This window comes from Salmonella sp. JXY0409-18 (genome assembly GCF_020268625.1).
Classification (GTDB): Bacteria; Pseudomonadota; Gammaproteobacteria; order Enterobacterales; family Enterobacteriaceae; genus Salmonella; species Salmonella enterica.
In genome coordinates, this window is the sequence record NZ_CP084216.1 from 883464 (window position 1) to 899003 (window position 15540).

The 15540-nt window shown below is 54.0% G+C and carries 15 protein-coding genes; 6 read left to right on the forward strand and 9 right to left on the reverse strand.

The window, feature by feature from the left end; genetic code table 11:
• Nucleotides 1-13: 13 nt before the first annotated feature.
• Nucleotides 14-457: a cysteine desulfurase sulfur acceptor subunit CsdE gene (gene csdE, locus LDB27_RS04245; protein ID WP_000184198.1), complete on the reverse strand. Its 444-nt coding sequence runs from the start codon at nucleotides 455-457 to the stop codon at nucleotides 14-16.
• Nucleotides 457-1662: a cysteine desulfurase CsdA gene (csdA, locus tag LDB27_RS04250; RefSeq protein WP_000991051.1), complete on the reverse strand. Its 1206-nt coding sequence runs from the start codon at nucleotides 1660-1662 to the stop codon at nucleotides 457-459. The genes csdE and csdA overlap by 1 nt, the downstream gene beginning before the upstream one ends.
• Nucleotides 1663-1854: 192 nt before the next feature.
• Here csdA and LDB27_RS04255 point away from each other — a divergent pair, with 192 nt between their 5' ends.
• The 4 genes from LDB27_RS04255 to rlmM all read left to right on the forward strand — a co-directional run bounded on the left by LDB27_RS04255 (nucleotide 1855) and on the right by rlmM (nucleotide 4853).
• On the forward strand, nucleotides 1855-2082 hold the full coding sequence (locus LDB27_RS04255; RefSeq protein ID WP_000750393.1) for a YgdI/YgdR family lipoprotein: 228 nt from the start codon (nucleotides 1855-1857) through the stop codon (nucleotides 2080-2082).
• A 346-nt stretch (nucleotides 2083-2428) separates the two neighbouring features.
• The gene (gene gcvA, locus LDB27_RS04260) at nucleotides 2429-3346 is read left to right on the forward strand and encodes a glycine cleavage system transcriptional regulator GcvA (RefSeq protein ID WP_000044409.1); all 918 of its coding nucleotides are present in this window, start codon (nucleotides 2429-2431) and stop codon (nucleotides 3344-3346) included.
• Between the two features lie 18 nt (nucleotides 3347-3364).
• A complete protein-coding gene (locus LDB27_RS04265) occupies nucleotides 3365-3760 on the forward strand; it encodes a DUF423 domain-containing protein (RefSeq protein WP_000203913.1) in 396 nt (131 codons plus the stop codon).
• Nucleotides 3753-4853 carry a 23S rRNA (cytidine(2498)-2'-O)-methyltransferase RlmM gene (gene rlmM, locus LDB27_RS04270; protein WP_001045494.1) on the forward strand — a complete coding sequence of 367 codons (1101 nt, stop codon included), beginning with the start codon at nucleotides 3753-3755 and terminating at the stop codon, nucleotides 4851-4853. The genes LDB27_RS04265 and rlmM overlap by 8 nt, the downstream gene beginning before the upstream one ends.
• 58 nt (nucleotides 4854-4911) lie before the next feature.
• Here the strand turns inward: rlmM and fucR are convergent, their stop codons facing one another.
• The 5 genes from fucR to fucP all read right to left on the reverse strand — a co-directional run bounded on the left by fucR (nucleotide 4912) and on the right by fucP (nucleotide 10746).
• Complete coding sequence (gene fucR, locus LDB27_RS04275; protein WP_000642331.1) at nucleotides 4912-5622, reverse strand: L-fucose operon activator; 711 nt, start codon at nucleotides 5620-5622, stop codon at nucleotides 4912-4914.
• 57 nt (nucleotides 5623-5679) lie between these two features.
• Nucleotides 5680-6102, reverse strand: coding sequence for an L-fucose mutarotase (fucU, locus tag LDB27_RS04280; protein WP_000920848.1), 423 nt, complete (start codon nucleotides 6100-6102; stop codon nucleotides 5680-5682).
• A 1-nt stretch (nucleotide 6103) separates the two neighbouring features.
• On the reverse strand, nucleotides 6104-7522 hold the full coding sequence (gene fucK, locus LDB27_RS04285; RefSeq protein ID WP_000806777.1) for an L-fuculokinase: 1419 nt from the start codon (nucleotides 7520-7522) through the stop codon (nucleotides 6104-6106).
• A 100-nt stretch (nucleotides 7523-7622) separates the two neighbouring features.
• Nucleotides 7623-9398, reverse strand: a complete 1776-nt coding sequence (gene fucI / locus LDB27_RS04290; protein WP_000724123.1) for an L-fucose isomerase — start codon at nucleotides 9396-9398, stop codon at nucleotides 7623-7625.
• A gap of 31 nt (nucleotides 9399-9429) precedes the next feature.
• Nucleotides 9430-10746, reverse strand: a complete 1317-nt coding sequence (gene fucP, locus LDB27_RS04295; RefSeq protein WP_000528622.1) for an L-fucose:H+ symporter permease — start codon at nucleotides 10744-10746, stop codon at nucleotides 9430-9432.
• Between the two features lie 555 nt (nucleotides 10747-11301).
• Between fucP and fucA the strand changes: the two genes are divergently transcribed.
• Together fucA and fucO are read left to right on the forward strand one after the other, a co-directional pair.
• Nucleotides 11302-11949, forward strand: coding sequence for an L-fuculose-phosphate aldolase (gene fucA, locus LDB27_RS04300; RefSeq protein WP_000440831.1), 648 nt, complete (start codon nucleotides 11302-11304; stop codon nucleotides 11947-11949).
• Nucleotides 11950-11965: 16 nt separating this feature from the next.
• Nucleotides 11966-13114, forward strand: coding sequence for a lactaldehyde reductase (gene fucO, locus LDB27_RS04305; RefSeq protein WP_000013562.1), 1149 nt, complete (start codon nucleotides 11966-11968; stop codon nucleotides 13112-13114).
• A 91-nt stretch (nucleotides 13115-13205) separates the two neighbouring features.
• On the opposite strand, the gene xni is transcribed toward fucO, so the two are convergent.
• Nucleotides 13206-13961, reverse strand: coding sequence for a flap endonuclease Xni (xni, locus tag LDB27_RS04310; RefSeq protein ID WP_001530269.1), 756 nt, complete (start codon nucleotides 13959-13961; stop codon nucleotides 13206-13208).
• A gap of 169 nt (nucleotides 13962-14130) precedes the next feature.
• A complete protein-coding gene (gene sdaB / locus LDB27_RS04315; protein WP_000626384.1) occupies nucleotides 14131-15498 on the reverse strand; it encodes an L-serine ammonia-lyase II in 1368 nt (455 codons plus the stop codon).
• Nucleotides 15499-15540: the final 42 nt, after the last annotated feature.

Consider the following 15540-nt stretch of genomic DNA (forward strand, 5'->3'; position numbering starts at 1 on the left):
TATTTACGCTATTTCAACCCTTATGCGTTGCGGCAACAATCGCTTCGCTCAGCGCGTTCAGCCCCTGACTGCGTGAGGCGCTAAGCTGGGCGCGTAAACCCAGCTCATCAAACAGCGCCAGCGGTGAACGAGCCTGCAGCTCGGCGGCGTTTTTTCCTTCCACCGCGGTGAGCAATACCGCCAGCAGGCCGCGGACAATCCGCCCCTCACTGTCGCCGAAAAAGTGCATCGTTCCGTTATCTGATCGGGTAAAGCCCAGCCAGACGCGGTTCTCGCAGCCGGCTATCTCTTTCGCCTGCGCTTTGCATTCATCCGGCAGAGCGGGGAGCTGTTTTCCTAACAGAATCAACTGACGATATTTATCCTCCCACTGGGTCAGCGGGAGAAAGATAGCGCGTAACGTCTCTTCCGTTACCGTTGTGCCGAACGGGTGTCCGGTATAAAGAGGGTTTGTCATTAATCCACCAGCAGTTCCAGCGCGCGGTCAACGGCGTTAACCAACGCATCCACATCATGTTGGGTATTATACGGCGCAAAAGAGGCGCGCAGAGTCCCTGTGACGCCAAGTTCCGCCAGCAATGGCTGGGCGCAATGTTGCCCGGCCCGGAGCGCAATACCGTATTCCGCCAGCAGCGTCACCATATCGCCGTGGTGCACGCCGACAAAATCAAAGGCCAGCAGGCTGGAGTCCTGGCAGCGGAACGAACGAAAGCCCGGACGTTTCGCCAGTGCGTCTTCCGCCAGCGTCGCCAGCCCGCGGCTCCAGTTTTCGGCCTGTGCAATATCGATATCGGACAGCCATTCCAGCGCAGCGCTCAGGCCGATGACCCCGGCGACGTTCGGCGTCCCCGCTTCCAGTTTCCAGGGAGCGCTTTGAGTGGTGAAGCCTTCAAAGCTAACGTCACGGATCATCTTGCCGCCGCCGAGCCAGGGCGACATCGCCTCAAGAAGCTCCGGCTTACCGTACAGCACGCCGATACCGGTCGGGCCATACAGTTTGTGAGCGGAAAAAGCATAAAAATCGATATCAAGCTGCTGGAGATCCGCCGGGAAGTGTACCGCGCCTTGCGCGCCATCTACCATCACTACCATTCCCGCCGCGTGAGCGGCGCTGATAGCGCTTGCGAGATCCGGGCAGCCGCCCGTTACGTTCGACATTTGCCCCAGCGCCAGAATCCGGCTGCGCGACGTGATCAGTTCCGGCAGACGCTCAACATCAGGAAGACGTCGGTCATTAAGCGGCAGTTTTATGACCTGCGCGCCGGTTTGTTGCGCCACCATCAGCCAGGGCACAAGGTTGGCGTGATGCTCGGCGACGCTAACGATAATTTCATCGCCGGGGCGCAGACGAGGACGGGCGTAACACTGCGCCACCATGTTGATCGCTTCGGTGGTGCCGCGAGTCCAGACGATACTTTTTTCATCGGGCGCGTTTAACAGTCGCGCTGCTTTTGCTCTGGCCGCTTCATATTGCGCCGTCAGGCGCTGCGCCTGTGCAAACTGGCTACGATGAACGTTACCGGCGCTCAAACAATAAAACTGGTGCGTGGCGTCAATGACTGCCTGTGGCTTTAATGCCGTGGCGGCGCTATCGAGATAAACACCCGCATCGGCTAGCGCGGGAAACTGCGCGCGAAACTGCGTGGGATTAAAAGCGTTCATGATATTCCTCGGTTCAGTTTACCGATCGTGGCGTAAAAGCGCGGCTGATACAAGGTTTGTCCTAACCATCGGAATCGTCTGTATATCCTGGCGAATTATGTAAAGGAGGTTATGCTGAATAATGTTAGGCGAATGTTTAAGCCTGTTACGGAGTCCGCTTTAAATAGCACAAACAGCTTTAAGGAGAAGAAGATGAAAAAGACTGCCGCAATTATCTCTGCATGTATGCTGACTTTTGCCCTGAGCGCCTGTTCCGGTCCTAATTACGTTATGCACACCAATGATGGACGTAGCATTGTGACCGACGGTAAACCCCAGACCGATAACGATACCGGTATGATTTCGTATAAAGACGCTAATGGCAACAAACAGCAGATCAATCGTACCGACGTGAAAGAGATGGTGGCTCTGGAAAACTAACCGTTTGTTATACAAAAAAAAGCACCGCAATATGGCGGTGCTACATTAATCACTATGGACAGACAGGGTAAATGTACAGGAAGTGAAAAAGGGTAGTCTCGCTACCGTGGTCTGAATCGCAGACCAATTGCAAACACAACAACACAACATCACAACCGTAAGCCAAAAGCCCATCAGAACACGCATTCCGATAAAACTTTTCGTTCCGGCTCAGGAAGTGCCGCCACTATAGGTATTTGCTGGTAGAACCTCAACGGACAATTTATAATGTCTCAGATTAAAAAAACTAATAGGTTACATGTTGTTACCTATTTGTTAAATTCATTCGACATTAAGTCCAGAGGCCATGTCAAAACGATTACCTCCTTTAAATGCGTTACGCGTTTTTGATGCTGCCGCGCGCCATTTGAGCTTTACGCGAGCAGCGGAAGAACTTTTTGTGACGCAGGCCGCAGTAAGCCACCAAATTAAGTCACTTGAGGATTTTTTGGGGCTAAAACTGTTCCGCCGCCGCAATCGTTCGCTGCTGCTGACGGAAGAAGGCCAAAGCTATTTTCTCGACATTAAAGAGATATTTTCCCAGCTCACGGAAGCAACGCGTAAGCTCCAGGCGCGCAGTGCTAAAGGGGCGCTGACGGTGAGTTTACCACCCAGTTTTGCCATCCAGTGGCTGGTGCCCAGGCTCTCCAGCTTTAACTCAGCTTATCCGGGAATTGACGTTCGGATACAAGCCGTTGACCGTCAGGAAGATAAACTGGCAGACGATGTCGATGTCGCGATTTTTTATGGCCGGGGAAACTGGCCGGGCTTGCGCGTCGAAAAATTATACGCAGAATATTTACTGCCCGTCTGTTCTCCTTTATTACTCACAGGCGAAAAACCGTTAAAAACGCCGGAAGATCTGGCGAAACACACGTTATTGCACGATGCTTCCCGGCGTGACTGGCAGGCCTATACTCGTCAGTTAGGGCTCAACCATATTAACGTTCAGCAAGGGCCGATATTTAGCCACAGCGCGATGGTGTTACAGGCCGCTATTCACGGACAGGGGATCGCGCTGGCGAATAATGTTATGGCGCAGTCGGAAATTGAAGCCGGGCGACTGGTGTGTCCATTTAACGATGTTCTGGTGAGTAAGAATGCTTTTTATCTGGTTTGTCATGACAGCCAGGCAGAACTGGGTAAAATAGCCGCCTTCCGTCAGTGGATTTTGGCGAAGGCGGCGACGGAGCAAGAAAAATTCCGTTTTCGTTACGAACAATAATTAACTTAGGGTATGACCATGACCAGCCGTTTTATGCTGATTGTCGCCGCTATCAGCGGTTTTATTTACGTTGCTCTGGGCGCGTTCGGGGCGCATGTTTTGAGTAAAACCCTGGGCGTGGTTGAAATGGGCTGGATTCAGACCGGCCTGCAATATCAGGCGTTCCATACGCTGGCGATCTTTGGCCTGGCGGTGGCGATGCAGCGCCGTATCAGCATCTGGTTTTACTGGAGCAGCGTTTTTCTGGCGCTGGGCACGGTGCTGTTTAGCGGCAGTCTGTACTGCCTTGCGCTTTCGCATCTGCGCTTGTGGGCGTATATCACGCCTGTCGGCGGCGTCAGTTTCCTGGTGGGCTGGGCGCTATTACTGATTGGCGCCATTCGTATGAAACGTAAGGGCGCGAGCCATGAATAAAGTTGTATTGCTCTGCCGTCCGGGGTTTGAAAAAGAGTGCGCTGCAGAAATTACCGATAAGGCGGGAAAACGGGAAATATTTGGTTTTGCACGCGTAAAAGAGAACGCAGGCTATGTCATTTATGAATGCTACCAGCCGGAAGATGGCGAAAAGCTGATTTCAGAACTGCCGTTCAGTTCGCTGATTTTCGCCCGCCAGTGGTTTGTGGTGGGTGAACTGCTGCAACATTTACCGCCGGAAGACAGAATTACGCCGATTGTCGGCATGTTGCAGGGCGTAGTGGAAAAGGGCGGCGAGCTGCGGGTTGAAGTCGCCGACACCAATGAAAGTAAAGAACTGATGAAGTTCTGCCGCAAATTTACGGTGCCGCTGCGCGCGGCTTTGCGTGATGCGGGCGTATTGACGAATTATGAAACGCCGAAGCGTCCGGTCGTTCATGTCTTTTTTATCGCGCCAGGATGCTGCTATACCGGTTATTCGTTCGCGCATAACAATTCACCGTTTTATATGGGCATCCCGCGTTTGAAGTTTCCGTCTGATGCGCCGAGCCGCTCAACGCTGAAACTGGAAGAGGCGCTCCACGTTTTCATCCCGGAAGATGAGTGGGATGAACGTCTGGCGAACGGCATGTATGCGGTGGATTTGGGCGCCTGTCCCGGCGGATGGACGTACCAGTTAGTGAAGCGCAATATGTGGGTCTACTCCGTAGATAACGGCCCGATGGCGCAAAGCCTGATGGACACCGGACAGGTGACCTGGTTGCGTGAGGATGGCTTCAGGTACCGTCCGAACCGGAATAATATTTCATGGATGGTCTGCGATATGGTGGAGAAGCCGGCCAAAGTCACCGCGTTAATGGCGCAGTGGCTGGTGAACGGCTGGTGTCGGGAGACGATTTTTAACCTTAAACTGCCGATGAAAAAACGCTATGAAGAGGTATCGCATAACCTGGCGTATCTTCAGGCGCAGTTGGATGAGCATGGCGTTAATGCGCAGATCCAGGCGCGTCAGCTTTATCACGATCGCGAAGAAGTGACGGTGCACGTGCGTCGGTTGTGGGCGGCTGTTGGCGGACGTCGCGACGAGCGATAAAAACGTGCTGCCGTCATCCGGCGCGTCATCAGCGCCGGATGGCGCACGCTTATCCGGCCTATGACTGCGGCGCATCTGAAACAATATGCGTCACGTCATCCAGATGGCCGATGCGCGCCTCTCCTGAACGATTAAATTTACTTTTATCAATCAATAGCAAAGACTGCGAGGCGCGTCTGAGCAGGATAGATTTAAAATCGGCGTTGATCGCATTGGAGTCCCACAGATCGCCGCCGCTGTCGATCCCCTCGCAGGAAAAGATGAACAGATCGATATCAAGCGATTTTAGCTGTGAGATAAGCGACGGGTTAACGTAACAGCCATATTTACGTTCAAGCTGGCCGCCGGAACTTATCAGCGCAATGCGTTCGCGTTTTCCCAGCTCCTGACAGATAGGATGGCTATTGGTAAAAACTTGAATGGGAATATCCGGCAACTGGCGGGCCAGATACCAGCAGGTTGAACTGGCATCCAGCGCAATCGTCATTCCTTCTTCTATCCACGCTAACGCTTCACGGGCAATATCGGCTTTATGCGCATAATGGCTTTTCAGGCGGATATGGAATGGATCGCCGCTGTCCTGATTTTCACGATGAATATATTTAGCTCGTCCGTGATTACGCAGCACTTTTCCCTGCGTCTGTAGTTCACTGAGATCGCGGCGGATGGTCTCTTTACTGACGTTAAGCCGGGTGGCCAGCGCTTCGGTGGTCAGACTTTTATGATTGATCAGCAGATCGACTATCGCTTGTTGGCGTGCCGCTTTCATTTTTCTCACCCCATCATTCGATGAACGCCCGCGTCATGCGGGCGCACCGGCAAGAGATTACGGCGTTACCCCTTTTTTTAAAAGAATATTTCCGTACTTCGCGCACTCACCTGTGATAACGATCGCAAACGCTTTTTGCGCCCGCTCATAAAACGCATAGCGGTCGATACGAACGATATCCGGGCACGGCGCTTCTAATGACAAGGCATCGCGATAGCGCGCTTCAACGCTGGGATCGAGCGTGTCGCCTTCCACGGCGGCCATCATCACCAGCGGCGGGGCGTAGCTATCCAGCTCAAAGAGCGGAATGATTGCCCGCAGTAGATCGCTGACGCTAAGACCATCGGCGCGAATCACCTGCGGGCCCAGGCTATGCGCGGGAAAGTGAGCGTCGGAAAAAATGATTTCGTCCCCGTGGCCCATCTCGGCCAGCACTTTGAGCAGTGTCGGGGAAATTAACGGTGAAATGGTTTTTAGCATTTCATACTCCCTCAATAATTTCAGGTTCGGTTTGCGGCCAGAAATAGCGATACTGATAATTGACCTGCGCACGCGCCTGTTCCGGGCTATTAAATTCGCCTACGCCGTACCAGCCAAACATGGCAGCGCCGGCCACGGTGGTTTCCGCGTCGTCCAGCACCTTGATAGGGAGAGCAAGCTGATTCGCTTTAATTTGATTCCATAAAGCGTTGCGACTGCCGCCGCCAACCAGTAACAGTTCTGTGGTGTTAAAATGGCCGATTTTCTCCAGCGTGCGCAGATTACGTTGCAGTTGCGCCGTCAGGCCTTCCAGCGCGGCGCGATAGAAATGGCCGCGGGTGGTATTGAGCGTCACGCCCTGCCAGCCTGCATTTTGGCAGGCAAGCAGATCGCACTGCATCCGCACGCCTTCCGCGCCAGCGGGAATAGCGCGCGCTTCGTCGATCAGCGTTTGCCATGGCGTTTCCGGCGTCCACAGCAGTTTTCGTACCCATTCGAGTACGCCGGAGGCCAGCCACTGCATTCCGGGGTTATAAAGCCCCGACTGACTGTCCAGTTCACAGGTCGAGCCTGGATACTGGCTGAGCAGCGAGGTATCCACCTGACCGCTGCGCACCATCAGAATCTCCCATGTTCCTGAGGAGAGCACCGGTTCACCTTGCTGCGCGCCAGCGCCGAATAACGCGAACTGAGTATCGTGTCCGGCAGAGATCACCGGCACACCCGCCGGGAGACCGAGTAGCCTGGCCGCGTCTGTCTGTAGCGTGCCTATCTGGGCGCCCGCTTCCACGATACGCGGGAACAGGCGGCGCGCCAGGCCCGTCGCCTGCAGGATTTCCGGACTAAAGTCGCGCTGATGGATATCCAGTAGCTGGCTGGTGCCTGCCATAGTGATATCGGTCGTAAACTCGCCGGTCAGACGGTGGTTAATCAGCGACGAGATAAACAGCCAGCAGTGAGCTTGTTCCAGCAGGCGCGGATGATTCTCTTTAAGCCAGACCAGTTTATACAGCGTGTTAAAGCTGAACGCGCCGACGCCGGAGAGCGTCTGCAATTGCCGGGGCGAGATAGAGCGCTCAATCGTTTCCATCACGGCAGCGGTTCGCGGGCATTTCCAACTGATGACCGGGTAGAGCAGCTCGCCCTGCGCATCGACCAGCGCGCCATCGACGCCGAACGTAGTCACCGTAATACCGCGAACAACACACTCCGACAGGGCGCTGGAGAGTGACCTGCAGCAGTCGGCGAAACGTTGCAGGATGGCGTCCAGCGACCACTGATGCCAGGCGCTATTTTCTGCGGCAATGTCGCTGGCGTTAGCGGTTGAGGCGCGGGCGACAATTTTCCCCTGGCGATCAACGGCGATCGCCCGAACGTTAGTCGCACCGCAGTCGAGAACCAGGATAACGTCTTGTTTCATAGATAACTCCATAAACGCCGCCCGATGGCGCTACGCTTATCCGGCCTACGGTTCACGCGCCCGTAGGCCCGGTAAGCCTGCGCCACCGGGCTAAGCCGCATTAACGTTTATACAGCGGGCCATAATTCTGGCAGGCACGATAATCCTGGCCTTCGATATCCATACCGTGAGCCGCCCAGGCGGAAGGACGGTAGATCTTCGCCTCCTCCACGTTGTGCATACATACCGGGATACGCAGCATCGCGGCGAGAGTAATAAAGTCCGCCCCTACATGGCCGATGGTGAGTACGCCGTGGTTAGCGCCCCAGTTCGCCATCACCGAATAGACATCGGTAAACGGGCCTTTGCCGGTAAGACGCGGCGCAAACCAGGTGGTAGGCCAGGTAGAGTTGGTGCGGGCATCGAGCTGATCGTGCATCGCTTTCGGCAGTTCGACGCTCCAGCCCTCGGCGATTTGCAGTACTGGCCCCAGGCCTTTGATGATATTCACGCGGGTCATGGTGAATGGCACGCCGCCTTCGGTCAGGAAACGGGATGAGTAGCCGCCGCCGCGGAAGTATTCGTGAATCGCCGGGCACCATTCGGTGGCCGCCAGACACGCATCCGCCTCTTGTTGGCTGATTTCCCAGTGCGGTTTCATAGTCGGCTTGCCTTCGCTGTCGCGCTGTTTACAGGCACCGTCCAGAGCGGCAGAACCGGAGTTAATCAGGTGAATAATGCCATGCTCCGCCAGTCCGCTAAGCGCCTGGCCGGTGACGCGTTCTACGGCTTCCGGCGACCAGTAGGTTCGCACGTCGGCGAAGATCTGCGCGGTACCGGTGAGTTGATGGCCAAACAGCATCGCTACGCCGTTCAGACTGTCATTTTCGGTGGCGACGACAAACGGTTCGCGTATGCCGTTCCAGTCAAAAGAACTATTGAGCAGCGCTTCGGCGGTATCGCCGTTCGGGTATTGATCGGTCCAGTGGCGCTGGCCCTGGAAGCCGGCGGCAATGGCGTTGTAGCCCAGCGATTCTTCAACTAACCCTTTGTCCGCCAGCGTCTTGTTGCCCTGCATCATATCGCGAATACACATCGCCATCAGCAGGCTCTCTTTTAGCACCGCGCGGTTCTGGGCTTCATTGCGCTTATACTGCGAGGCATTCTGATCTTCGCCGTAGCGGAAGTTTTTATCCGCCCACGCCAGCGCCATCTCCAGTTCGGCTTCATCATAAATTTTTTGATCGATACGGCGGCGCAGTTCGGTCATATCTACCGCTTGCACCTTCATGCCCAGCCAGGATTCAAAGAAGTTATGATCGACAATGGAACCCGCGATCCCCATTGACACGCCGCCGACGGAGAGGTAGCTTTTGCCTTTCATGCTGGCTACCGCTAACCCTGCCCGCGCAAAACGCAGCAGTTTTTCTTCGACGTCGGCGGGAATGGAGGTATCGTCGGCATCCTGCACGTCATGGCCATAAATGGAGAACGCCGGAATGCCTTTCTGGCTGTGCGCCGCCAGCGCCGCGGCAAGGTAAACCGCCCCGGGACGCTCTGTGCCGTTAAAGCCCCAGATGGCTTTCGGACGCATCGGGTCCATATCAATGGTTTCGCTGCCATAGCACCAACACGGCGTAACGGTAATGGTCACGCCCACGTTCTGGCTACTGAATTTTTCTTCACAGGCGGCGGATTCCGCCATTCCGGCAATACAGGTATCTGCAATGACGCACTCCACCTGTGCCCCGCAGGCGTGGCGGATTTTCTCGGTGATGAGCGCCGCCGTCGCTTTCGCCATGTTCATGGTTTGCTCTTCGAGCGACTCGCGTACGCCCATACGACGTCCATCAATCACCGGGCGGATACCGATTTTCGGTAAGCTGATTTTTTTCATGACAGATTCCTCACGTTATTCGGATAAATGTTCAGTTTGTCGCCGCTTGTGAACGGAAACGGGCAAAAATGAAGATGACGGCAAAGCACAATGCCGGAACCAGTTCGGCGGTCGGGATTTTGCCTGCGGCGTCGCTAACGAAGCCCATTACTGGCGTGACAATACCGCCGCCAATAATGGTCATGACGATAAAAGACGAGCCGTACTTAGTGTCCTGTCCCAGATTTTTGATACCCAGCGAGAAGATGGTTGGGTACTGGATTGACATAAATGCGCTACACAACGTCAGCGCCAGCAGGCCGATATGTCCGCCGCTAAAGGCGGAAATCAGACACAGGAGCATGGCAAACAGGGCGTAGGCGGCCAGCACTTTATGCGGCGCGAAGCGGCTGATAAGCCAGGTCCCGGTGAAACGGCCGATAAAGAAGCACACCATCGTGCCGGTCAGGTAGTTGGCGGCGAAACCGGGCGTCATTCCAGGGATCTCCTCAATGGCGTAGCGGATCAGATAGCTCCAGCAGGCGGTTTGCGCCCCCACGTAGCAGAACTGCGCCAGCACCGCCCAGCGCCAGTGGCGGATACGGATGAGTCGGGAGAGAGAAGATAAGAAAGAGCTTTGTTTAGCATCGCTATGATCGTCACTTTGCAGGGCCGGAAATTTGGTCAGCATAATCAGCAGCGCAACTACTAATACGATGGCGACGATAATCATGTATGGCGTTTGTACCGATAACACCAGGCTGTGTTTATAGGCGCTAAGCTGATCCGGCGTCATTTTATCAAGCGCTTCTTGCGATTGATGCGGCACGTTAGACAAAATAAGGCTTTGCCCAAACACAACGGCGATAATAGCGCCAAAGGAGTTAAAAGTTTGCGCCAGATTAAGCCGGAAATGTCCGCCGCTTTCTGGACCTAATACCGTAACAAAAGGGTTGGCTGCAGTTTCAAGACAGCCTAAACCGGCGGCGATGATAAACAGGCCAATTAAAAATAATGTGTAATTCATTATCTCGGCGGCAGGCCAGAATAATGCGGCGCCAACAGCATACAAAAAAAGCCCGGTGATAATCCCTGCTTTATAACTGAGTTTTTTCATCAAAATCCCAGCGGGGATTGGAATGACGAAATAACCGAAATAAAAGGCTGACTGAATAAGCCCAGCCTGAAAGTTAGTTAGCGTAAAAGCTTGTTGAAACTGCGGTAGTAAAATGTCATTCAGATTATTGGCGACAGCCCACAGAAAAAATAGCGAGCAAAGTAAGGCGAATGGAATAATGTAGCGCTTGCTCTTGCTTTGCTCTGCATCCACAGCACGAAAACTCTGCGTTTGTATTGTTGTGTTTCCCATAGCATCCTCATCGGTTCAGAAGCTTTTGCGTGCGGTCGGTTCTGGTCACCAGACCGTAAAATTAGGTGAGTTCGCTTTTCTTACCGGTAATAAATTGGCGTCCGGAATGAACTCATGGATTCATTTTCAAATAAAAAAGGCCTTTTAATATGATGGCGGTCACATTTATACCTGAGAGCAGAGCGTTCTGTGATTATCATCACTTTAATTTTCATAAAAAAATGACCGTTTGAGATGTTTAATTTAAAAAACCACAGACTGAATGCCCGAATTAAATTATTGCCACGAAAACGGGCAGTAGTAACTTATTCTTCATTTTTGCCCGTTTTAAAAAATATTATTAAGAGCGGGCATTTATCGGCGAGAGAAACGGTAGTCGTCTGGTTTATCGTGGCGAATTAATTGATGTGAATCACAAAATATCGTTATTTAAATTCCCTTCTCTTTATTCAGTATGATGATAGTTGCTAACTATTCGATTATTTCAACAGGACAGCAGCGCGATGCGAAAGGCGGTTTTGTTGTCTCATTTTGAATCACAGAGAGAGGTAAATAATGGAACGAAATAGACTGGCGCGGCAGATTATTGATACCTGTCTGGAAATGACGCGGTTAGGGTTAAATCAGGGGACGGCAGGTAACGTGAGCGTACGTTATCAGGGCGGAATGCTGATTACGCCGACGGGGATCCCCTACGAGAAGCTGACAGAGTCGCACATTGTTTTTATTGATGCTGACGGTCAGCATGAGCAGGGCAAGCTGCCTTCCAGCGAGTGGCGTTTTCATATGGCGGCATACCAGACGCGCCCTGACGCCAATGCTGTGGTACATAACCACGCTGTCCATTGTACGGCAGTCTCGATCCTGAATCGCCCGATTCCGGCAATTCACTACATGATTGCCGCCGCAGGGGGAAACTCTATTCCCTGCGCGCCCTACGCCACTTTTGGCACCCGCGAACTTTCTGACTATGTTGCCGTGGCGCTTAAAAATCGTAAAGCGACACTGTTACAGCATCACGGGCTTATCGCTTGTGAAGAAAATTTAGACAAAGCGTTGTGGCTGGCGCATGAAGTGGAAGTGCTGGCGCAGCTCTATTTAAGTACGCTGGCCATTGTCGATCCGGTACCGGTACTGGATGACGAGGCGATCGCTATCGTACTGGAGAAATTTAAAACTTACGGATTACGTATTGAAGAGTGATGTCAGGAGACAGGCGATGGCGAACAGAATGATTCTGAATGAAACGGCATGGTTTGGCCGGGGAGCGGTGGACGCATTAACCGATGAGGTGACGCGCCGCGGTTATCATAAAGCGCTGATTGTTACGGATAAAACGCTGGTGCAATGCGGTGTGGTCGATAAAGTGACAAGCAGAATGGATGCCGCAGGGCTGGCGTGGGAAATCTATGCGGGCGTGATCCCTAATCCTACGATTTCCGTTGTCCAGGAAGGGCTTAAGGTCTTTACCCAAAGCGGCGCGGACTATCTCATCGCCATTGGCGGCGGTTCTCCGCAGGATACCTGCAAAGCGATCGGTATTATCAGTAACAATCCGGAATTTGCCGATGTGCGCAGTCTGGAAGGGCTATCGCCGACCCGTAAACCCAGCGTGCCGATTATGGCGATCCCGACAACGGCGGGAACCGCGGCGGAAGTCACTATCAATTATGTGATTACCGATGAAGAGAAACGGCGCAAATTCGTTTGTGTCGATCCACATGATATTCCGCAGGCGGCATTTATCGATGCCGATATGATGGACGGTATGCCGCCCGCGCTGAAAGCGGCAACGGGCGTGGATGCGCTAACCCATGCTATTGAAGGCTATATTACCCGGGCCGCATGGGCGCTGACGGATGCATTACATATCAAAGCCATTGAGATTATTGCTGGCGCGCTACGCGGCGCCGTAGCCGGAGAAAAAGAGGCCGGTGAGGCGATGGCGCTGGGGCAATACGTTGCCGGGATGGGGTTTTCCAATGTGGGGCTGGGACTGGTGCATGGGATGGCGCATCCGTTGGGCGCGTTTTACAACACGCCGCACGGCGTCGCGAATGCTATTTTGCTTCCGCATGTGATGCGTTTCAATGCCGGGTCTACCAACGAGAAATTCCGTGATATCGCCCGGGCGATGGGGGTGAAGGTAGAAGGATTGAGTCTTGAAGAGGCGCGTAATGCCGCAGTGGAAGCCGTATTTGCGTTAAATCGCGATGTGGGAATTCCGCTGCATTTGCGTGATGTCGGCGTTCGAAAAGAGGATATCCCGGCGCTGGCGCAGGCGGCGTTCGATGATGTCTGTACGGGCGGCAATCCGCGTGAAGCGAGTCTGGCGGACATTGTCGAACTGTATCATATCGCCTGGTAATTTTGCCGGATGGCGCTGCGCTTATCCGCTCTACATTTCGTGCAGTCCTGTAGGCAGGATAAGGCGTTCACGCCGCCATCCGGCAACAAAACTACCGCGCCAGCCGTAGCTGCTGTAAGTTTCCGTCGATATGTAAATCGGTTTGCAGACGTGCAATATCGCGGCAGAGAAATGCCATTTCTTTATGCATCTCAAGCTTTTTGCGCCACTTTTCCGGCACCTCGTCCAGATGGGCGTAAATTCCCTCCAGATTTTGAAACTGAATCAATAGCTGGGTCGCGCTTTTGGGGCCGATACCGGCAACGCCGGGGACTTTCGAACTGCTGATTCCTGCCAGACCCCAGTAATCCGGCAACTGTCGGGGAAGTACGCCAAACTCTTTTTCAATAAACGGCGCGTCCAGCCAGCGTTTCTGGAAGTAGTCGCGAATGCGCAATCCCGGAGAGAGCAACTGGCAATAGCCTTTATCGGTTGACACAATGGTTGCCTGGTGTCCGGCTTCGGTAACTTTTAGCGCCAGCGTCGCCGCCAGATCGTCCGCTTCATTACCATCTGATGCCCAACAGCGTACGCCGCGCTGTTCAAACGCGGCGCGTAGGGCGGGCATTTCATTATGTAAATCGTCAGGCATCGGCGGACGTCCTGCTTTGTAGTCCGGCAAACGCTGATGACGCCAGCCGCTGCTGCGCGCGTCGTCATCAAATACCGCTACGGCATGGGTTGGCTGGCTGTGGATAATCAATTGATCGAGCGCGTGTTGGCAGGTTTCCACACAGGGCGATCCCTGAACGGCGTGAATACGGCGAATCAAATTGAGCGCGTCGACGATAAGCAGATGAGCAGCCACGGTGTTCTCCCTTACAAACCTGCGCGTAGGGTAACATTCACGGCGGGGGGAGGCGAGCATTGCGAAATAGCGCTATCCGTAGGCCTGATAAGCGAAGCGACATCAGGCAACAAAGCCGGATGGCGACGAGCGCCTTATCCGGCCTACAGATCCTAAAATGTGCTGAGAATTAATCGCAGGTAACGATCTTCATCGCCAGGCCGCCGCGCGAAGTTTCGCGGTACTTAGCGTTCATGTCTTTACCGGTTTCGTACATGGTCTCAATCACTTTATCGAGGCATACACGCGGTTCGCTGGTACGGCGCAGCGCCATACGCGCGGCGTTGACTGCTTTGACTGAAGCAATCGCGTTACGCTCAATGCAGGGAACCTGTACCTGACCGGCAACCGGATCGCAAGTTAACCCCAGATTATGCTCCATGGCGATTTCTGCGGCGATACACACCTGCGCCGGACTACCGCCCAGCAGCTCGGCCAGACCCGCTGCCGCCATGGAACAGGCCACGCCGACCTCTCCCTGACAACCCACTTCGGCGCCGGAAATAGAGGCGTTCATCTTATACAGCGAGCCAATCGCGCTGGCGACCAGCATATAGCGAGCAAGTGAGTTAGCATTTACTTCGCGGATAAACTTGTCATAGTACGCCAGCACCGCCGGAACAATACCACATGCGCCGTTAGTCGGCGCAGTGACTACTCGTCCGCCTGCGGCATTCTCTTCGTTCACCGCCAGCGCGAACATATTGATCCAGTCGACGACCGCCATCGGATCGGTGGTGGTCTTATCCTGACTGACCAGCACCCGACGCAGCGCCGCCGCGCGACGCGGAACGCGCAGTTTGCCCGGCAATACGCCCTCGGTGGTGATACCGCGCTCAATACCGCTGCGCATTACCTCCCAGACCCTGGCGAAGTGCTGCTCCAGCGCTTCTTTACTGTGCAGAGCCAGTTCGTTTTGCATCATCAGACCGGAGAGCGACAGACCCGTCTCCTGGCAGTGACGCTGTAAATCCGCGGCGGTTTTGTAAGGGTACGGCACGTTAACAGGTTCGCTATTCGTCAAACCAAAGTGCTCTTCATCGACGATAAAGCCGCCGCCAATGGAGTAGTAGGTTTGGCTGTAGAGCACCTTATCGCCCGCCAGCGCGGTAATACGCATCCCGTTTTCATGCAGAGACAGGTTGTCGGCGTGGAAATTCATGCACTTATCGACCGGAAATTCGACTTCATGCTGCCCATTGGCCAGTAGTAAACGCCCATGGGTGTTCACATCCTGGATAAAGGACGGAATGGCGTCGATATCGACGGTGTCCGGCAGATTCCCCGCCAGGCCCATAATAATGGCGATATCAGTGTGGTGGCCTTTACCCGTCAATGACAGAGAGCCGTAGACATCCACCACGACGCGGGTGACATCTGTAAGGATATGGCGGGCAATCAGATCGTCCGTGAACTGCTTGCCTGCTTTCATTGGTCCGACGGTGTGAGAACTGGAAGGGCCAATGCCGATTTTAAAAATATCGAATACGCTAATCATAGGGCATCCATTGCGGTTGTATCATAGAGAAGCGCCGCGGTA

Coding starts and splice junctions, on each gene's coding strand:
- gcvA (WP_000044409.1), top strand. CDS start 2,429: ATGTCAAAACGATTACCTCCTTTAAATGCGTTACGCGTTTTTGATGCT.
- fucA (WP_000440831.1), top strand. CDS start 11,302: ATGGAACGAAATAGACTGGCGCGGCAGATTATTGATACCTGTCTGGAA.
- rlmM (WP_001045494.1), top strand. CDS start 3,753: ATGAATAAAGTTGTATTGCTCTGCCGTCCGGGGTTTGAAAAAGAGTGC.
- csdE (WP_000184198.1), bottom strand. CDS start 457: ATGACAAACCCTCTTTATACCGGACACCCGTTCGGCACAACGGTAACG.
- fucP (WP_000528622.1), bottom strand. CDS start 10,746: ATGGGAAACACAACAATACAAACGCAGAGTTTTCGTGCTGTGGATGCA.
- fucU (WP_000920848.1), bottom strand. CDS start 6,102: ATGCTAAAAACCATTTCACCGTTAATTTCCCCGACACTGCTCAAAGTG.
- fucO (WP_000013562.1), top strand. CDS start 11,966: ATGGCGAACAGAATGATTCTGAATGAAACGGCATGGTTTGGCCGGGGA.
- fucR (WP_000642331.1), bottom strand. CDS start 5,622: ATGAAAGCGGCACGCCAACAAGCGATAGTCGATCTGCTGATCAATCAT.
- LDB27_RS04255 (WP_000750393.1), top strand. CDS start 1,855: ATGAAAAAGACTGCCGCAATTATCTCTGCATGTATGCTGACTTTTGCC.
- sdaB (WP_000626384.1), bottom strand. CDS start 15,498: ATGATTAGCGTATTCGATATTTTTAAAATCGGCATTGGCCCTTCCAGT.
- LDB27_RS04265 (WP_000203913.1), top strand. CDS start 3,365: ATGACCAGCCGTTTTATGCTGATTGTCGCCGCTATCAGCGGTTTTATT.
- fucK (WP_000806777.1), bottom strand. CDS start 7,522: ATGAAACAAGACGTTATCCTGGTTCTCGACTGCGGTGCGACTAACGTT.
- fucI (WP_000724123.1), bottom strand. CDS start 9,398: ATGAAAAAAATCAGCTTACCGAAAATCGGTATCCGCCCGGTGATTGAT.
- csdA (WP_000991051.1), bottom strand. CDS start 1,662: ATGAACGCTTTTAATCCCACGCAGTTTCGCGCGCAGTTTCCCGCGCTA.